This is a genomic window from Kribbella endophytica (assembly GCF_054781295.1).
In genome coordinates, this window is record NZ_BAAGUR010000001.1 from 1,275,264 (window position 1) to 1,291,612 (window position 16,349).

The window sequence follows — 16,349 nt, forward strand, 5'->3', positions numbered from 1 at the left end:
CCGGGCTCGTGCAGAGGCCGGGCTCGAGCAGAGGCCGGGGTGCTGACGCAAGGGTGTGCGCTGACGCTGGGCGTGCGCTGATGCGGGCTCGCGGGATGCCGGGCTCGCAATAGCTCCAACCCAGGGCTGCTCCCCCGCTGGCCTCGAGGTTGGGATTGGAGAGGGCCTGATGGAGTCGAAGATCGCCGCGCAGGTGAACAGCCGGAACATGCTGAGCGGGCGGCGCTCTCGTGTGCGTTTCGCTCTGCCCATCCTGCTCGTCACATTGCCTGTTGGAGTAGCCCACCTACTGCCCTGGGCCTTCAGCAGGTGTCTCGGCCAGACCGTCTGGTAGTGGGAGTTCGGTTGTGCGGGTTCCCGTCCGCCGGGTTGGAGTGGGTGGGTTCGTGTGCGTCTCGCGCTGACCGCCCTCCCTGACACGCCGCCTGCTGGAGTAGCGCTCCTGCTGCCCCGTGCCTTCCGCGGGGGTCTCGGCTGATCCATCTGGCAGCTGGGCCGTGGAGGCCGGCTCCCCATCCGTCGATTGCGTGCATCGTTGCCGGGGCGACCAGGTACTCGGGCCGAGGTTCGCGTACCTCAGGCACGAGGTTGGTGCGGCCCCGCCATCCGACTCGCAGGACTTCGTGCTTCGGCGTCATGGCACTCGGGGTCCACCCCTCGAGGTCGGATCTGGGCGGGGCGTGGGGCTTCACGTGGAACGTGGATGACGGCCAGGTGGGCGAGGTCGGTGGTCTCGGCGCGGGTGGTAGCAAAGGCGGCGCGCCTGACAGCGCAGGGCGGCGCTGGTGAGCGCGGGTGACGGCGCGGTTCGGCGAGGGTGGCGGCGCGGTCGGCGCAGGTGGCGGCGGTCGGCGTGGGGGGTGGGGCCTGGGGCGGCGGCGCAATCGACGTCGGTTAGGAGCCGAACCGTGGCGAGGTCTGCGGATCCCCGGAGCGGTGGTTTCACGTGGAACGGTGGCCGGGATAGATCAGTGGCTTTGTGTGGCTTGGGTTTCACGTGGAACGGGAGTTGGGGCGTGGTGCAGCGCGGGGCTGGTGTGGGTGTTTCACGTGGAACGGGAGAAGGCCCGGACCTTGGGGGTCCGGGCCTTCTGGGGAGTGGGGGTCAGGCGTTGTTTCGCATGGCGATTTCTCGGGAGGCTTCTAGGTAGGAGAGGGCTCCTGCGGAGGCCGGGTCGTAGGCCAGGACTGTTTGGCCGTGGCTGGGGGCTTCGGAGATTCGGACGGAGCGGGGGACGGCGGTGCGGAGGACGGCGTCCTGGAAGTGGCCTCGGACTTCGGCTGCTACCTCGCCGGCGAGTTTGGTGCGGGCGTCGTACATGGTGAGCAGGATCGTCGACACGTCGAGGGTCGGGTTCAGGTGGGACTTGACCATCTCGATGTGGCGGAGGAGCTGGGAGAGGCCTTCCAGGGCGTAGTACTCGCTCTGGATGGGGACGAGGACCTCGCGGGCCGCGGTCAGGGCGTTGACTGTGAGGAGGCCCAGGGACGGCGGGCAGTCGATGAAGACGTAGTCGTACTTCTCGCCGGCGGCCTCGGTCTCCGCCAGGTGGGCGTCGAGGGCCTTCTTCAGGCGGCTCTCGCGGGCGACGATGCTGACCAGTTCGATCTCCGCGCCGGCCAGGTCGATGGTCGCCGGGATGACGACGATGCCGGGGTGCTCCTCGCAGGGCTGGAGGAGTTTGCTCAGCGGCTCGTTCTCGATGATCGCCTCGTAGACACCGGGGGTGCCCTCCGAGTGCTCGATGCCCAGGGCGGTCGACGCGTTGCCCTGCGGGTCGAGGTCGATCACCAGGATGCGCGCGCCGTACAGGGCCAGACCGGCCGCGACGTTGACCGTGGTGGTGGTCTTGCCGACGCCGCCCTTCTGGTTGGCGACGACGAATACCCGGGTCTCGGCGGGCAGCGGGAACTCGCGGCCCATCGTGCGTCCTTCGTTCACGAGCAGGGTCCGTTCGGTGGCGGCGGCGATCGGAGTTTCGAGGAGTCGTCGCTGAAGCTCGTCCGAGGTGGCCCGCGCGGCGATCTGTGCGGCAGTCATGGCGCCCATTCCAAGAGGTACGGGACGTGGCCCGAAGAGGATGTCGGTCGGGGTCGGAGCCGGTCGCTCCCCAGCTTTGTCCACAGGGGCCTGTGGATGAATCTGAGCGTGGGAGGCGGGTTCCAGGGGGTAGTCATCCACAGGTGGTGGGGACTCGGGGAACTCTTCGTCAGAGGTCGGCGCCGGCGCTGTTTCACGTGAAACAGGCTCGGTCACCGAGGTCGCGCGGGCTGCTCCGAGGCCGAGCGAAGAAGCAGCTGCTTGCAGCATCGAGGGCCGCTCGTCCGCGTCGACGGCCGGAGCCGGAGCGGGATCGATCGGAGCGGAAGTGGAAGCGGCCGGAGTAGGAGCGGGCGCCGCCGGAGCAGGGGCAGCGTCGGCCGGAGAGTGAGCGGGTGCAGCCACTGTGGGAGCAGGCGTGGGAACAGACGGCGCCACGGCAGCGGCGACAGCGGCGGGTGCTGTGGAAGCGGCTGTGGACAACTCCGGCGTGGGCGGCTGCGGAGTTGACGGCGTCGGAGCGGCGGCGGCCGGTTCAGGCGCTGCCGGGGTCGAGGGCTGGGTGGTGATGCGAACGACGGGCGTGCCGGGGTCTGTCGGCCAGCCGATCCCCTCGGTCGTACGGGATTCCCCCGTGCTCCTGTCCGGCCATCCGACGGCGCGACTCACCAACCCGTTCACCTCCCGCGTCTTTTGTGCTGGGATCCCCGCACAGCACGTCCGGCCACAATACTCACGACAGTCGTCGGCTGGGCCAGTTCCTCGACGCCGAGTTGATGAACGTGCCAAACTTCCGCGCCCAGGGCCTCCAACTCCCCCTCGGCGCCGGCCAGTTCGTCCTCTGCGGACTCGCCCTTCATGGCCAGCATCAGGCCACCTTCGTCGAGCAGCGGCAGGCACCAGCCGGCCAGCTTCCCCAGCGGCGCGACCGCGCGCGAGGCGACCACGTCGTACGTCGTACCGCGCAGGTCCTCAGCGCGGGCACGGACAACGGAGGCGTTCTCGAGGCCGAGCTGCTCCACTGCCTCCTCCAGGAACGTGGTGCGCCGGAGCAGCGGCTCGACGAGCGCGACCTGGAGGTCGGGGCGCACCAGCGCGAGCACGATCCCGGGCAGGCCGGCCCCGGTGCCGATGTCGGCGACCGTGGACTCCTCCGGGATCAGCCGCTCGAGGACGGCGCAGTTGAGGAGGTGCCGGTCCCACAGACGCGGCACCTCCCGCGGGCCGATCAGGCCACGCAGGGTTCCTTCGGTCGCCAGCAGTTCGGCGTACTCCGACAACCGGCCCGCCGCCCGGGGGAAGAGCTCCTCCACGAGCGGCGGGGTTTCACGTGAAACGTCACCAGTCACGAGCAGTACACGACATCAGGCCGGCTGGACGACGACCCGACGACGCGGCTCCTCGCCCTCGGACTCGCTGGTCAGGCCCGCCGCTGCGACGACGTCGTGCACGACCTTGCGCTCGAACGGCGTCATCGGGTCGAGCCGCACCGGCTTGCCGGACGCCTGGACGTCGTCGACGGCCTTCTTGCCGACCTTCTCCAGCTCGGCCTTGCGGTTCGCGCGGTAGTTCGACACGTCGAGCATCAGCCGGGACCGCTCACCGGTCTCCCGGTAAACCGCCAGCCGGGTGAGCTCCTGCAGCGCCTCGAGCACCTTCCCGTTCTCACCGACCAGGTTGCTCAGGTCGGCACCGACGATCGACACCGCGGCGCGGTCGCCGTCGATGTCCATGTCGATGTCGCCGTCCAGGTCGGCGATGTCGAGCAGTTCCTCCAGGTAGTCGGCCGCGATGTCGCTCTCGGCCTCCAACGCCTTCAGACGCTCGTCCGCACCACTCGCGGTGGACTTCTCCGCCGACTCGTTCTGCATGCCGTCGCTCACGGCCACTCCTTCACGGTTCGAGATCCGCCCCACGGGGACCCGGTTCGTACAAAAGCAGGGATGTACAGCGGCCGGTGGCTCAGCTGTCGGTCTTGCGGGGCGTACCGCCGCCGGACTTCTTCTGCCCGGCCTTCTGCTGGGCGGTCCGCTGCGCACGGGACTTGGCGGCCGGCTGGCGCTTACCGCCGGCCGGGGCCTTCTTCGCGGCCGGCGCCTTCTTGGCCGGAGCCGGAGTCGAGGAAGAGGAGGAGGACGAGGCCTGCTGGCCGTTGCTCGACGCCTTCGGCTCGTCCTGTACGCCGCCCGGACCGGCCACCGGGCCGGTCTTGCGGTCGCTGCGGGACTGCCGCTTCGGCTGCTGCCGCTGGGCCGGACGACGGTCCGAACCGCTCTCGCCGTCGGCCTCCGCCGTGGCCAGGCCGGTGTCCTCCGGCTTGCCCGCGCGCCGGTTGTGCTCGCGCTTGCGGGCTTCCATCGCGTCGAAGGCCGGGGTGCCCGGGGCCGGGTTGCGGCGGATCACGTAGAACTGCTGGCCCATCGTCCACACGTTCGAGACGAACCAGTAGATGAGCACACCGATCGGGAAGTTGAAGCCACCGATCAGGAAGAAGATCGGGAAGACGTACAGCATGATCTTCTGCATCTGCGCCGCCTGGCCCTCGAGGGCCTCCTTCGGCATGTTCTTGCGCATCAGCTGCAGCTGAGTGATGAACATCGTGCTGGTCATCAGGATGATCAGCACGATCGCGACGGCCTTGACGTTGGTCGCGCCGTCGCCGTTGGCCTTCAGGAAGGTCTGGGAGATCTCGGCGCCGAAGATCTTCGCGTGCTGCAGGGACGCAACGTACGGGTCCATGATGCTGGCGTGCGTCCGGCCCTTCGACGCGTAGTCGAGGACCCGGAACAGCGCCAGGAAGATCGGCGACTGGAGCAGCAGGGGAAGGCACGAGGAGAACGGGTTGGTGCCCGTGTCCTTGTACAGCTTCATCATTTCCTGACCGAGCTTCTCCCGGTCGTGGCCGTACTTCTTCTGCAGCTCCTTCATCTTCGGCTGCAGGAGCTGCATGTTCCGGCTCGAGCGGATCTGCCGCACGAACAGCGGGATCAGCAGGGTCCGGATGACGATCGTCAGGCCGGCGATCGACAGCGCCCAGGCCCAGCCGCCGTTCGGGTCCAGCACCTGCGAGAGCAGCCAGTGCCACCCCACCAGCAGTGCCGAGACAGCCCAGTAGAGCGGAGTCATGACCGTGTTGAACAGATCGACGATCCCGTCCCACAAGGCGAGCTCGGGGATGGCCAGGGGAATGATCACTCAGGCACCTCGCTGCACAGGCCCGGCGTCGGTCGACGATCCGGGCTGGTTGGCGGAGAGGGACTCTCCGCGCTGGTCGACATCTGTGGGTGGAACGGGGTCGTAGCCGCCGGGGTTCCACGGGTGGCAGCGGGCGAGTCTCCTCGCCGCCAGCCAGCTACCGCGCACCGCGCCGTGCCGCTCGACCGCTTCCAGGGCGTACGCCGAACAACTGGGGTAGAACCGGCAGACCTGCCCGTACATCGGGCTGACGACCTTCCGGTAGAGCTTGAGGAACCCGATCAGCCCGTACTTCACGGGCGAGAACGTCATCGAGAGTCCACCAGGATGCGCCGCAGGGCGCCGTCCACGTCCGCGACCAGCTCGTCGTACGACGCAGTGGCCGACGCGGGCAGGGCCCGTACGACGGTCAGGCTGCCGGCCGGCAGATCAGGGAGCCGCGATGCCAGGACAGCACGCAGCCGGCGGTGGACACGGTTACGTACAACCGCGTTGCCCACCGCCTTGCTCACCACGAATCCGACACGAGCAGCGTCGTCCGCGGTCCCGGCGACCACGCCGGATCCGCGCAACAGGTGCACCACCACCGCACGCCGACCAGCCCGCCGTCCCGATCGGACGGCGCGGCGGAAGTCGTCGGACCGGCGGAGCCGGTGCGACGGGGGCAGCACGAGGTGGTCACCGCGTCGGCCGGCGGACCTCAGGCCGCGAGGCGCTGACGGCCCTTGCCACGACGGGAGGCGAGGATCGCGCGGCCCGCGCGGGTGCGCATCCGAAGACGGAAGCCGTGCTTCTTGTGCCGACGACGGTTGTTCGGCTGGAAGGTCCGCTTGCTCACTGGAATGACTCCGGTTACTCGATCACGATTGTCGACAAATCCACTGGTAGATCTGCCCCATGGTGCAGGTCCTGCACACCGACCCAGAACCCAGTCAACATGACGCCGACAAACAGACGGTCCTTCTGGAGCGCAGCACGAAACGGCCGGCTTTGTGCCGACCGATCCACGGTACGTGGCGGCCTGTGGACAGGTCAAACCAGCCGTCCCCATAGTTTTCCACAGGCTTGTGGACGAAACCCACCGTCAGGGACCCGTGACTGCCTGATCGGGTCGACTACCGACCGCGACAGGACAACCACGACTACGCCTCGGCGTCCACTCGACACGCCGTAGGTTGCCCCCAATTTGCCGTGCATAGCCTGTGGATGACGGCTTGAAGCAGCGGGACGGGACTTGTTAGCGTCAGCCCTTCACACCAGAGGTCCCACTTTCCCCAACCGGTAACCAACCTGGTCCGCGCTTCGTTCACAACTGTGGACAACCGTGTGGACAATGAGGAAAACCCGGTTGAGGAGACCAGCGATTGCGAAGTGCGGCCACCGGGCGCACCAGCAGTTGCCGGTGATCGGGACGAGGTCGCACCGGCCCGGGCAGCAGCACAGCCCGGACGGGCCGGCCACCGCAGCGATGGATTCGGGGAGCAACGCGTGGTCGAGGACCAGTCCGCCAGTGCGGACGGCAGGGCAGAGGTCAAGGATCTGGACGAGGCCTGGACACGGGTACTCGCCGGACTGCCCCCGAACCAACGGGCCTGGCTGACCAACAGCCGCCCGGTCACCCTGCACGAGAGCACCGCGATCGTCGCCGTACCGGACGACTTCACCCGCGGCCAGCTCGAGACCCGGCTGCGTCCGGACCTGGAGCGGATCCTCAGCGAGAGCTTCGGCCGGGATATCCGGATCGCGGTGACCGTCGACCCGTCGCTGGACCCGGAGCTCCGCGAGCCCGCGCCCCAGCCGGAGCCGGTCCGCCAGCAGAACCCGTTCCAGCAGCCGGCACCGCAGTACCAGCCGCCGAACCACCAGCAGCCCACTCACCAGCAGCCCGTTCAGCAGCAGCCCAGCCACCTGCAGCCGAACCAGCAGCAGGGTCAGCAGCTCGGCCAGCACCAGCAGCAGCCACCGGTGCACTTCCAGCCGAGCCCGCTCGGGCAGAACCGGTACGAGCAGAGCCAGCTCCAGCAGAACGAGTCGTACTCGCAGCAGCAGAGTCAGCAGAACCAGCAGCAGTCACAGCCTCAGCACGACCAGTCCCAGCAGGCCCACTCGCAGCAGCCGCCGCAGCAGAGCCAGCCGGTACAGAACGACGGCTCCTACCAGCCGACGATCCAGTCCGAGCTGACCGCCCCGGACCAGATCAACCAGCAGCACCCCCAGACCCAGCAGCACCAGACCCAGCAGCCGCAGAACCACCAGGCCCCCGAGCAGCAGCACCAGCAGCAGCCGGCTCACCAGCAGCAACAGCCTCAGCAGCACGACCAGCAGCAGTACGCCCAGGGCAACGGCTACGGCATCGGTCACCAGCAGCCGCCCAGGTCGGTCGCCCCGCCGCCGAACGGGTCCGCACTCATCGGCACGCCGACCAACGACGCCCAGGGCGAGGCGCGGCTGAACCCGAAGTACACCTTCGAGACCTTCGTCATCGGCAGCTCGAACCGCTTCGCCCACGCCGCGGCCGTCGCGGTCGCCGAAGCACCGGGCAAGGCGTACAACCCGCAGCTGATCTACGGCGACTCCGGACTGGGCAAGACCCACCTGCTGCACGCGATCGGCCACTACGTACGCAGCCTCTACACCGGCGCCCGCGTCCGGTACGTGTCGAGCGAAGAGTTCACCAACGACTTCATCAACGCGATCCGCGACGACAAGGCGTCCCAGTTCCAGCGCCGGTACCGCGACGTCGACGTACTGCTGATCGACGACATCCAGTTCCTGGAAGGCAAGATCCAGACCCAGGAGGAGTTCTTCCACACCTTCAACACCCTGCACAACGCGAACAAGCAGATCGTGATCAGCTCCGACCGGGCGCCGAAGCGCCTGGAGGCGCTGGAGGACCGGCTGCGCAACCGGTTCGAGTGGGGCCTGATCACCGACATCCAGCCGCCAGACCTCGAGACCCGGATCGCGATCCTGCGGAAGAAGGCGGCCACCGAGCGGCTGACCGCGCCGCCGGAGGTGCTGGAGTTCATCGCCTCGAAGGTGCAGACCAACATCCGTGAGCTCGAGGGCGCGCTGATCCGGGTGACGGCCTTCGCCAGCCTGAACCGCCAGCCGGTCGACCTGAGCCTGGCCGAGATCGTGCTGAAGGACCTGATCCCCGAGGGCAGCAAGCCCGAGGTGACGGCCAGCATGATCATGGGCCAGACCGCGTCGTACTTCGGGTTGTCGATCGACGACCTGTGCGGTTCGAGCCGCAGCCGGGTGCTGGTGACGGCCCGCCAGATCGCGATGTACCTGTGCCGCGAGCTGACCGACCTGTCGCTGCCCAAGATCGGCCAGCAGTTCGGCGGCCGCGACCACACCACCGTGATGCACGCCGAGCGGAAGATCCGCCAGCTGATGTCGGAGCGGCGCAGCGTCTTCAACCAGGTCACCGAGCTGACCAACCGGATCAAGCACCAGGCCAAGCAGCAATGACCCCGCCGGCCGGGTCGATCGGTACGGCGAACAGCAGGTCCGCCGAGCGTTTCGACCCGGTCCGGACAACCACACAGCCTGGGGACACAGCTGTGGATAAGTGTGGGTATCCCGGTGGACGAAGGGCACTTCGCTGTGGATTCGCTGTGGGGACAGATCTCGTCGTACCCAGGCGTCCCCAGGCAAGCCCGATTTCGTCCACACCTCACGCACAGGGTCATTTGCACTCTGACCTGCGGTTTCGCGGCTTTTCCACACTATCCACCGGTGCGAAGAACCTTATGGAATCTATAGAGGTTCCAAAGTCCACAAATGGTTCGAGCGGCCCAACCTGGGGAAAACTCCGTTTTTCGGCCCTTCACCGACCCCTCGCCTCCCGGTGCTGGGCAGTGTCGGTGGAACCTGTCAGGCTGTCGGTGCGAGATGTGGCGAACCGCCGCGTCAAGCCCGGTGGACACACATCACATCCGTCCGTGGCAGGATCTGCCTGGCACACAGCCGAATCAGGAGGCACCCAGCGGTGAAGTTTCGCGTCGAGCGCGACGTACTGGCCGAATCGGTGGCCTGGGCCGCGCGCAGCTTGCCCAGCCGTCCCAGCGTCCCGATCCTCGCCGGACTTCTCGTCGAAGCCGAGGAAGGGCAGATCACCCTGTCCGGCTTCGACTACGAGACCTCCGTGCGCGTCACGGTGCCGGCCCAGGTGGCCGACACCGGCAAGTGCCTGATCTCCGGCCGGCTGGTCGCGGACATCTCCAAGAGCTTGCCGAACCAGCCCGTGGACATCGCCGTGGACGGCGCGAAGGCCCAGGTCACCTGTGGCAGCTCGCGCTTCACGCTCCAGACGCTTCCCACAGAGGAATATCCGGCTCTGCCCGACCTGCCGGCCGCCAGCGGCACCGTCCGGAGCGACGTGTTCGCCCAGGCGGTCGCCCAGGTGGTCACCGCGGCCGGGCGTGAGGACACACTTCCGGTGCTGACCGGTGTCCGGGTCGAGATCGAGGGATCCACGATCTCCCTGCTGGCCACCGACCGCTACCGGCTGGCGATCCGCGAGCTCGAGTGGAACCCGCACTCCCCCGACGCCTCGGCCGCCGCGCTGATCCCGGCCCGGGTGCTGTCGGAGACCGCCAAGGCGATGACCGGCACCGACATCATCGTGTCGCTGGCCGCGCCCGGCAGTGGCGACGGCATCGTCGGCTTCGAGGGCGAGGTCTCCGGTGGCAACCGGCGGGCCACCACCCGGCTGCTCGACGGCGAGTTCCCGAAGGTCCGCGGCATCATCCCGACCGACTCCGCGATCGCCACCCGGGTCCGGCTCGACACCGCGACCCTGGTCGAGGCGGTCAAGCGCGTCGCCCTGGTCGCGGAGCGCAACGCGCCGGTCCGGCTGACGTTCTCCGAGGACTCGGTCACGCTCGACGCCGGCAGCGGTGACGAGGCGCAGGCGTCGGAGTCGATCGAGGCGCGCGTGGTCGGCGAACCCGTCACCGTGGGCTTCAACCCGACGTACCTGCTCGACGGTCTGAACGCGATCGGAACACCGGTGGCGCATCTGGCGTTTACCCAAGCGACGAAGCCGGCCGAGCTGACCGGGGTCAGGGACTTCGACGGTGACCCGATCAGCGAGTTCCGGTACGTGCTGATGCCGGTCCGCCTGAACAGCTGACCAGCAACAGTCAGGCGGGAAAAGCCAACAGAACAAGGGGATTTCACGATGGAGCTCGGGCTTGTCGGTCTCGGCAAGATGGGCGGCAACATGCGCCAGCGGATCCGCAACGCGGGACACACGGTGATCGGCCTGGATCACAACCAGGAGATCTCCGACGCCAAGGACACCGCGGACCTGATCGGCAAGCTGACCGCCGACGGTCAGCCGAAGGTCGTCTGGGTGATGGTGCCGGTCCAGGCCATCGACCCGGTGATCACCGAGCTCGCCGACCTGCTCTCCCCGGGTGACATCGTCATCGACGGTGGCAACAGCCGCTGGACCGACGACACCCGCCGGGCCGAGCAGCTGGCCGAGAAGGGCATCAAGTTCGTCGACGTCGGGGTCTCCGGTGGTGTTTGGGGCCTGGAGAACGGCTACGCCCTGATGGTCGGCGGAGACTCCGAGACGATCGCCACGCTGATGCCGATCTTCGAGGCGCTCAAGCCCGAGGGTGAGTTCGGCTTCGTGCACGCCGGCAAGGTCGGCGCCGGGCACTTCACCAAGATGGTCCACAACGGCATCGAGTACGCGATCATGCAGGCGTACGCCGAGGGCTTCGAGCTGCTCGAGGCCGCGGACATCGTGGAGAGTGTGCCGGAAGCGTTCGACTCCTGGCGCGAGGGCACGGTGATCCGGTCCTGGCTGCTCGACCTGATGGTCAACGCGCTCAAGGAAGACACCCACCTGGACAAGATCCGCGGGTACGCCGACGACTCCGGCGAGGGCCGGTGGACCGTCGAGGCCGCGATCGACCACGCCGTCCCGGTGCCGGCGATCGCCGCGTCGCTGTTCGCGCGGTTCGCGTCCCGGCAGGACGACTCCCCGGCGATGAAGGCGATCGCCGCGATGCGCAACCAGTTCGGCGGGCACGCGGTGAAGGGCGCCGAGGACCCGTCGTACGCCACGCCTCCGATCAAGCACTGAGGTGTACGTCACCGCCCTGGGACTCGTCGACTTCCGGTCGTACCAGCAGGCGGAGGTCGAGCTCTCCCCGGGCGTGACGGCCTTCGTCGGTCCGAACGGACACGGCAAGACCAACCTGGTCGAGGCGATCCACTACACCGCGACGCTCGGTTCGCACCGGGTCGCGACCGACGCGCCGCTCGTGCGCGCCGGTGCGTCCCGCGCGATCGTGCGGACCGAGGTCACCGGTGACTACGACCGGGACGTCGTGGTCGAGCTGGAAATCAATCCTGGGAAGGCAAACCGGGCCCGGATCAACCGATCGCCGGTCCCCCGGCCCCGGGAAGTGCTCGGTCTGCTCCGGACGGTGCTGTTCGCGCCGGAGGATCTCGCGCTGGTGAAGGGCGACCCGGGCGAGCGGCGCCGGTTCCTGGACGAGCTGCTCACCCTGCGGACACCGCGGATGGCCGGCGTCCGGCAGGACTACGACCGGGTGCTCAAGCAACGGAACTCGTTGCTGCGCAGCGCCCAGATGGCCCGCCGGCAGAACCGTTCGTCCGCGGCCGAAGGCCAGCTGCGCACGCTCGAGGTGTGGGACGCCAACCTCGCGCGGACCGGTTCGGAGCTGCTCGCCACTCGTCTGGAGTTGCTGGAATCCCTGCGTCCGTTGGTCTCCAGCGGGTACGACGCTGTTGCCCGCGGCAAGGGTGATGCGCGGCTGGAGTACAAGTCGTCGGTCCCGCTCGAGCCCGGGATGCGGTCGCGCGAGCAGCTGTCCGAGGCGCTGCTGGCCGCCGTACAGGAGAAGCGGCAGGACGAGCTCGACCGCGGGGTTTCCCTGGTCGGCCCGCACCGCGACGACGTGCTGCTCGGGCTCGGGGACTTGCCTGCGAAGGGGTACGCGAGTCACGGTGAGTCCTGGTCGTTCGCGCTCGCGCTGCGGCTGGCGTCGTACGAGCTGCTGCGGGCGGACGGAGGTGAGCCGGTGCTGATCCTGGACGACGTGTTCGCCGAGCTCGACTCCCAGCGCCGCGACCGGCTGGCCGAGCTGGTGGCGCCGGCTCGGCAGGTCCTGGTGACGGCGGCGGTCGGCGCCGACGTACCGGGTGAGCTGTCCGGCGTACGGTTCGCGGTCGGGGACGGGTCGGTCACCCGTGCCTGAACCCCGGAATTCCTCTGACAGCGGCAACGAGAGCGACGACGCCCCCACGCTGCCGGCGGAGGAACCGGAGCACGACAAGCACGGCCTCGACCTGGCCAAGTCCCTGGCGGGTCGGCTCAAGAACGCGGCGGCCGCGAACGGCCCGCTCAGGCCGGTACGACGCAAGCGCCGCCGTACCGGCGACGGCTTCCAGGTCAGCGGCGCGCGGCCGGACGACCGCGACCCGCAGAAACTCACCTCGACGCTCGGCCGCCTGATGCGCGACCAGGGCTGGGAGGTCGACGTCGCCGTCCACGGCGTGATGGCCCGCTGGCCGTCGATCGTCGGCCCGGAGATGGCCGAGCACTGCAAACCCGAGAGCTACGAGGACACCCAGCTCACCATCCGCACGAGCTCGACCGCTTGGGCGACCCAGCTGAAGATGCTCGCCCCCGACCTGATCCGCCGCCTCAACGCCGAGCTCGGCGACGGCACCGTCACCCATGTCAACGTCCAGGGCCCGCACCAGCCCAGCTGGCGCAAGGGCCCCCGCACGGTCCGCGGCGGCCGAGGCCCCCGCGACACGTACGGCTGAGCCGCCCGGAGCACGATCGCGGCTGCCGACGGTGACGACCAGGTCGCTCAGAATGCCGCTCTCAGAGGAATATCGGGGTTTGCCGTCTCCCAGGCCGGGATGGGTTTGCGAGACCGACCCGGCCCTCCCCTAGGATCGGCGCGATGCGCACGATCGTCGACGGTTTCCGCGAGATGGTCCACCTGATCGGAGACACCTTCCGGTTGTGGTGGCGCAACCTGCTGCCGCTGGTCACCTGGTTCCTGGCCGGGTACGTCGGCTTCCGGGCCTCGATCAACGGGGCGATCTGGCTGGGCCAGCACCAGCACAAGAGTCTCGGGGTCGGACTCTTCTCGTTCGGCGTACTGATCCAGATCGCCGCTTCGGTCGGCATGATCCGTACCTGCGCGACCTCGCTCTACCGCTGGCGCGACGCGGCGGCGAACAAGTCCGAGGAGACCTCGGACCCCACGCAGCAGGGCCTGATGGAGCTGCTGTCGGTCACCCTGTTGCCGCTGGTCGCGGTCTGGTCGGCCTGGGGATTCCTCGACGAACAGCTCGCCGAGCTGTCGGTCAGCAACACCGTCGAGCTGGGCCTCGGCCCTGGCGCCGCGTTCTTCGTGCTGAACAACGGCGGCTGGAAGGACTACCTGCCGGCCGTCGTGGTCCTGCTGGTGATCCGCCGCGTGGTGGAGGCGATCGACGACCGCTGGCCGAGCCGGCCGGCCAAGTTCCTGCAGGTCTGGGCCGAGGCCTTCTTCGTGCTGCTCACCGTTCTGGTCACCCCGCACGCGATCGGTGACCTCAAGGACTGGCTGTCGACCCGCAGCTTCTGGTACTTCACGGTCGACTGGTGGGACGGCGTCAAGGAGTTCTTCGACAAGATCAACATCCCGCTGCCCGGTGGTCTGGAGTGGCTCTGGGGCTTTGTCTGGGACACCCTCTGGCCGCTGTTCAAGGACGGTGTCGGTGAGCCGCTGACCTGGCTGGCGATCACCACGGTCGTCTTCGGCCACCGGGTGCTGTCCGGCGGTGGTGTGTTCCGCGGGACCCGCCTGGAACGCCGGTTTGGTGGCGCGACGATCGACGCTCCGGAGCCGAGCCGTCTGGTCAAGCTCACCAACCAGGCGCCCAACCTGTTCCTCGGCGGCCTCCGCGAGAAGTTCTACCCGACGCTCAACGCGTTCCGCCTGCTGGTCCGTGTCGGTCCGGTCTTCCTCGGCGTCGTCTGCACGGTCTACACGTTCTGGCTGCTGGGCTCCGACTGGACCTTCATCGGGATCCAGCGGTTGATCGGCATCCACGGCGACCAGTGGGACCTGATGAACCACGAGATCGCCAGCGGTCTGCGCAGCGTGGTCTTCGAGACGCTGCGGATCGCCCTGCTGGCGGCGGCTTTCGACCTGTGCATCTCGGTCAGCGCCGAGCGGCGTGCCGAGGCCGCCGAGGTCGAGGCGCAGAAGCAGACCAGCGAGGCCTGAACCTCAGAAGGTGATCAGGACCCGGCGGTACTCGTCCAGCGATCCCACCTGGATCCCGACCAGGTGCGGTACGGCGGAGGCCGGTACGACGTACAGCTTGACCAGCTTGTTCGGCTGGTTCTGCTTCATCGGGTGGTCGTCGTCGGAGCAGGAGGCCGGCCCGAGCTCGGTGGCGACGTCCTGGTTCTTCCAGGTGTTGCCCTGGTCGTCGCGCAGCTGGGTCTCGCAGACGAAACCGCCGCCGCTCATCCGGTCGATCCCGTCCAGCGGCGTGACCGCCAGGTGGACCGCGACGACGACGGAGCCCGGCACGTTGTTCTCCAGCGTGACCTTCTCCTGGTCCTCGTCGACCAGTTGCGTGTAGACCTGCATCGAGCCGAGCTGCCAGCGGGCGTTCTCGATCTCCACGGGACCCTTGGCGACGGTGTCGGTGACCGTGCCGAGCTTGTAGATGGTCTCCGGGTTGCCCAGGTAGGTCCGGACCAGCATGAACGCGCTCAGCGAGGCCAGCGCGATCAGCAGGGAGATCTTCGCCGCCAACTGGGGCAGGCGATCAGGGACGCGCATCAGGCCACCCGGATGACGGAGTCGGGAATCACGTACTGGTCCTGCGCCTGCTCGACGGACCGCTTGGCGACTTCCTCGTCCGGTACGCCGAGGTCGATCGCCAGGTCCTGGTTGAGCACGTTGAAGAAGGACGTCGGGTGGACGTTGAAGGTCAGGCCGACCACGTCGCTCGGGTTGACCTCGAACACCAGGGTGTCGGCGCGTGCGAAGCCGGGTTCGGTGAAGTTGATCCCGGACGCGATCACCTCGGTCACCGGCTCGTAGACCGACCCGTCGTCGGCGGTCAGCGTCACGCTGTTGTTGCCCGGGTCCTTGGTGCCGCGGACCGCGTCGTACTCGATCGCGACGAAGGTCCCCTCGGTGTCGACCTGGGGGCTGTCGTCCTCCTCCTCGGCGAACGACTTGGCGAACTGCATCCGGGTCACCGTCACGGTCGAGTCGAAGAACTTCACGTCCTCCCCGATCGCACCCTTGGTGATCACCCGGGTCCGGTCCTCGTAGAGCGAGTCCGGTTCCAGCAGGCGGGTCAGGCCACCGAGCAGTACGAACAGCACGCCGACGGCGACGGTCGCGGGGCGGTACAGCTTCATTCGTCCTTCTCCGTCTCGATGGTCGTGTTGATCCGGACCACGCTGTGCGCGACGCCGGGCGAGTGCCAGTACGGCGTGTCGTCCGCACCGGTGACCGCGTCGTCGGCGGTGAACTCCTCGGCCATCACGCCGATCTCGACCACGTCCTCGGCGAAGTCGGCCGGGATGTCGAACTTCGCGAAGCACGGCTGCGAGGGCAGGCCGTAGACCTGCACCACGTTCAGCTCGTCGTGGCAGGTGGCGCCGTTGGACTCGATCAGGTCCGCGCCACCGCCGGGCACCAGGCTGAGCAGCCGGCCGGACATCGACAGACTCGTCTTGGTCTCGCCGTCGATGTTCTTCAGGTCGAAGTAGACCTGCAGCCGGGCCTTGGCCTCGCTGTAGTCGGTCTTCGGCGTACGGATGATCTTGGCCTCGGTGAAGCCGTACTCGAACCGGCCGGCCTGGAGCGTGGTCGGCGCCTCCACGGTGGGGATCGACCGGCCCTTGTGCTCTTTGAAGCCGCCGGTGAGGAAGACGACGACGACCAGGACGACGACGAGCGCGAGGGCGATCAGCCACTTGCGCCGGTGCCGGTGGATCACCCGGTCGGCGATCATGGCGTCGATGACGTCGTCGAGACTTTCCACGGCAGCGATCTTAGGGGGCCGTGGGTGCGCGGTGTCCGGGCGT

At 68.3% G+C, this 16,349-nt stretch carries 15 protein-coding genes and 1 pseudogene; 6 read left to right on the forward strand and 10 right to left on the reverse strand.

Annotation, left to right across the window (positions count from 1 at the left end; translation table 11 throughout):
* Window positions 1-1,105 precede the first annotated feature (1,105 nt).
* The 7 genes and pseudogenes from ACYVIO_RS06125 to rpmH all read right to left on the reverse strand — a co-directional run bounded on the left by ACYVIO_RS06125 (window position 1,106) and on the right by rpmH (window position 6,074).
* Window positions 1,106-2,041 (reverse strand): ParA family protein, encoded by a 936-nt coding sequence (locus ACYVIO_RS06125; RefSeq protein WP_460649664.1) that lies wholly within the window; start codon window positions 2,039-2,041, stop codon window positions 1,106-1,108.
* 677 nt (window positions 2,042-2,718) lie between these two features.
* A complete protein-coding gene (gene rsmG, locus ACYVIO_RS06130) occupies window positions 2,719-3,390 on the reverse strand; it encodes a 16S rRNA (guanine(527)-N(7))-methyltransferase RsmG (RefSeq protein ID WP_460649665.1) in 672 nt (223 codons plus the stop codon).
* A 15-nt stretch (window positions 3,391-3,405) separates the two neighbouring features.
* Complete coding sequence (locus ACYVIO_RS06135) at window positions 3,406-3,924, reverse strand: Jag family protein (protein ID WP_460649666.1); 519 nt, start codon at window positions 3,922-3,924, stop codon at window positions 3,406-3,408.
* A gap of 322 nt (window positions 3,925-4,246) precedes the next feature.
* Window positions 4,247-5,236, reverse strand: a pseudogene (gene yidC, locus ACYVIO_RS06140) (membrane protein insertase YidC); the annotation flags it as partial.
* Window positions 5,237-5,548 carry a membrane protein insertion efficiency factor YidD gene (gene yidD, locus ACYVIO_RS06145; protein ID WP_363670482.1) on the reverse strand — a complete coding sequence of 104 codons (312 nt, stop codon included), beginning with the start codon at window positions 5,546-5,548 and terminating at the stop codon, window positions 5,237-5,239.
* Window positions 5,545-5,907 carry a ribonuclease P protein component gene (gene rnpA, locus ACYVIO_RS06150; RefSeq protein WP_460649667.1) on the reverse strand — a complete coding sequence of 121 codons (363 nt, stop codon included), beginning with the start codon at window positions 5,905-5,907 and terminating at the stop codon, window positions 5,545-5,547. The genes yidD and rnpA overlap by 4 nt, the downstream gene beginning before the upstream one ends.
* 29 nt (window positions 5,908-5,936) lie before the next feature.
* A complete protein-coding gene (gene rpmH, locus ACYVIO_RS06155) occupies window positions 5,937-6,074 on the reverse strand; it encodes a 50S ribosomal protein L34 (RefSeq protein ID WP_012924626.1) in 138 nt (45 codons plus the stop codon).
* Between the two features lie 650 nt (window positions 6,075-6,724).
* Here rpmH and dnaA point away from each other — a divergent pair.
* The 6 genes from dnaA (at window position 6,725) to ACYVIO_RS06185 (ending at window position 14,520) form a co-directional block, all read left to right on the forward strand.
* A complete protein-coding gene (gene dnaA, locus ACYVIO_RS06160; RefSeq protein WP_460649668.1) occupies window positions 6,725-8,713 on the forward strand; it encodes a chromosomal replication initiator protein DnaA in 1,989 nt (662 codons plus the stop codon).
* Window positions 8,714-9,233: 520 nt separating this feature from the next.
* Entirely contained in the window at window positions 9,234-10,379 is a 1,146-nt protein-coding gene (gene dnaN / locus ACYVIO_RS06165; protein ID WP_460649669.1) for a DNA polymerase III subunit beta, read from the forward strand.
* A 48-nt stretch (window positions 10,380-10,427) separates the two neighbouring features.
* A complete protein-coding gene (gene gnd / locus ACYVIO_RS06170) occupies window positions 10,428-11,345 on the forward strand; it encodes a phosphogluconate dehydrogenase (NAD(+)-dependent, decarboxylating) (RefSeq protein ID WP_460649670.1) in 918 nt (305 codons plus the stop codon).
* A 1-nt stretch (window position 11,346) separates the two neighbouring features.
* Window positions 11,347-12,486, forward strand: coding sequence for a DNA replication/repair protein RecF (recF, locus tag ACYVIO_RS06175; RefSeq protein WP_460649671.1), 1,140 nt, complete (start codon window positions 11,347-11,349; stop codon window positions 12,484-12,486).
* Window positions 12,479-13,060: a DciA family protein gene (locus tag ACYVIO_RS06180; RefSeq protein WP_460649672.1), complete on the forward strand. Its 582-nt coding sequence runs from the start codon at window positions 12,479-12,481 to the stop codon at window positions 13,058-13,060. Before recF ends, ACYVIO_RS06180 begins: the two co-directional genes overlap by 8 nt.
* Window positions 13,061-13,203: 143 nt before the next feature.
* On the forward strand, window positions 13,204-14,520 hold the full coding sequence (locus ACYVIO_RS06185; RefSeq protein WP_460649673.1) for a hypothetical protein: 1,317 nt from the start codon (window positions 13,204-13,206) through the stop codon (window positions 14,518-14,520).
* 3 nt (window positions 14,521-14,523) lie between these two features.
* On the opposite strand, the gene ACYVIO_RS06190 is transcribed toward ACYVIO_RS06185, so the two are convergent.
* Genes ACYVIO_RS06190 through ACYVIO_RS06200 form a run of 3 tightly spaced genes read right to left on the reverse strand, consistent with a single transcriptional unit; the run spans window position 14,524 to window position 16,306 of the window.
* Entirely contained in the window at window positions 14,524-15,087 is a 564-nt protein-coding gene (locus ACYVIO_RS06190; protein WP_460649674.1) for a hypothetical protein, read from the reverse strand.
* Entirely contained in the window at window positions 15,087-15,677 is a 591-nt protein-coding gene (locus ACYVIO_RS06195) for a hypothetical protein (RefSeq protein WP_460649675.1), read from the reverse strand. Before ACYVIO_RS06195 ends, ACYVIO_RS06190 begins: the two co-directional genes overlap by 1 nt.
* Window positions 15,674-16,306 carry a hypothetical protein gene (locus ACYVIO_RS06200; RefSeq protein ID WP_460649676.1) on the reverse strand — a complete coding sequence of 211 codons (633 nt, stop codon included), beginning with the start codon at window positions 16,304-16,306 and terminating at the stop codon, window positions 15,674-15,676. Before ACYVIO_RS06200 ends, ACYVIO_RS06195 begins: the two co-directional genes overlap by 4 nt.
* Between the last annotated feature and the right edge of the window lie 43 nt (window positions 16,307-16,349).

Bases quoted from the DNA above. Each gene is read 5' to 3' on its own strand.
- ACYVIO_RS06185 (WP_460649673.1), top strand. From the start codon at position 13,204: ATGCGCACGATCGTCGACGGTTTCCGCGAGATGGTCCACCTGATCGGA.
- gnd (WP_460649670.1), top strand. From the start codon at position 10,428: ATGGAGCTCGGGCTTGTCGGTCTCGGCAAGATGGGCGGCAACATGCGC.
- yidD (WP_363670482.1), bottom strand. From the start codon at position 5,548: ATGACGTTCTCGCCCGTGAAGTACGGGCTGATCGGGTTCCTCAAGCTC.
- ACYVIO_RS06125 (WP_460649664.1), bottom strand. From the start codon at position 2,041: ATGACTGCCGCACAGATCGCCGCGCGGGCCACCTCGGACGAGCTTCAG.
- ACYVIO_RS06190 (WP_460649674.1), bottom strand. From the start codon at position 15,087: ATGCGCGTCCCTGATCGCCTGCCCCAGTTGGCGGCGAAGATCTCCCTG.
- ACYVIO_RS06195 (WP_460649675.1), bottom strand. From the start codon at position 15,677: ATGAAGCTGTACCGCCCCGCGACCGTCGCCGTCGGCGTGCTGTTCGTA.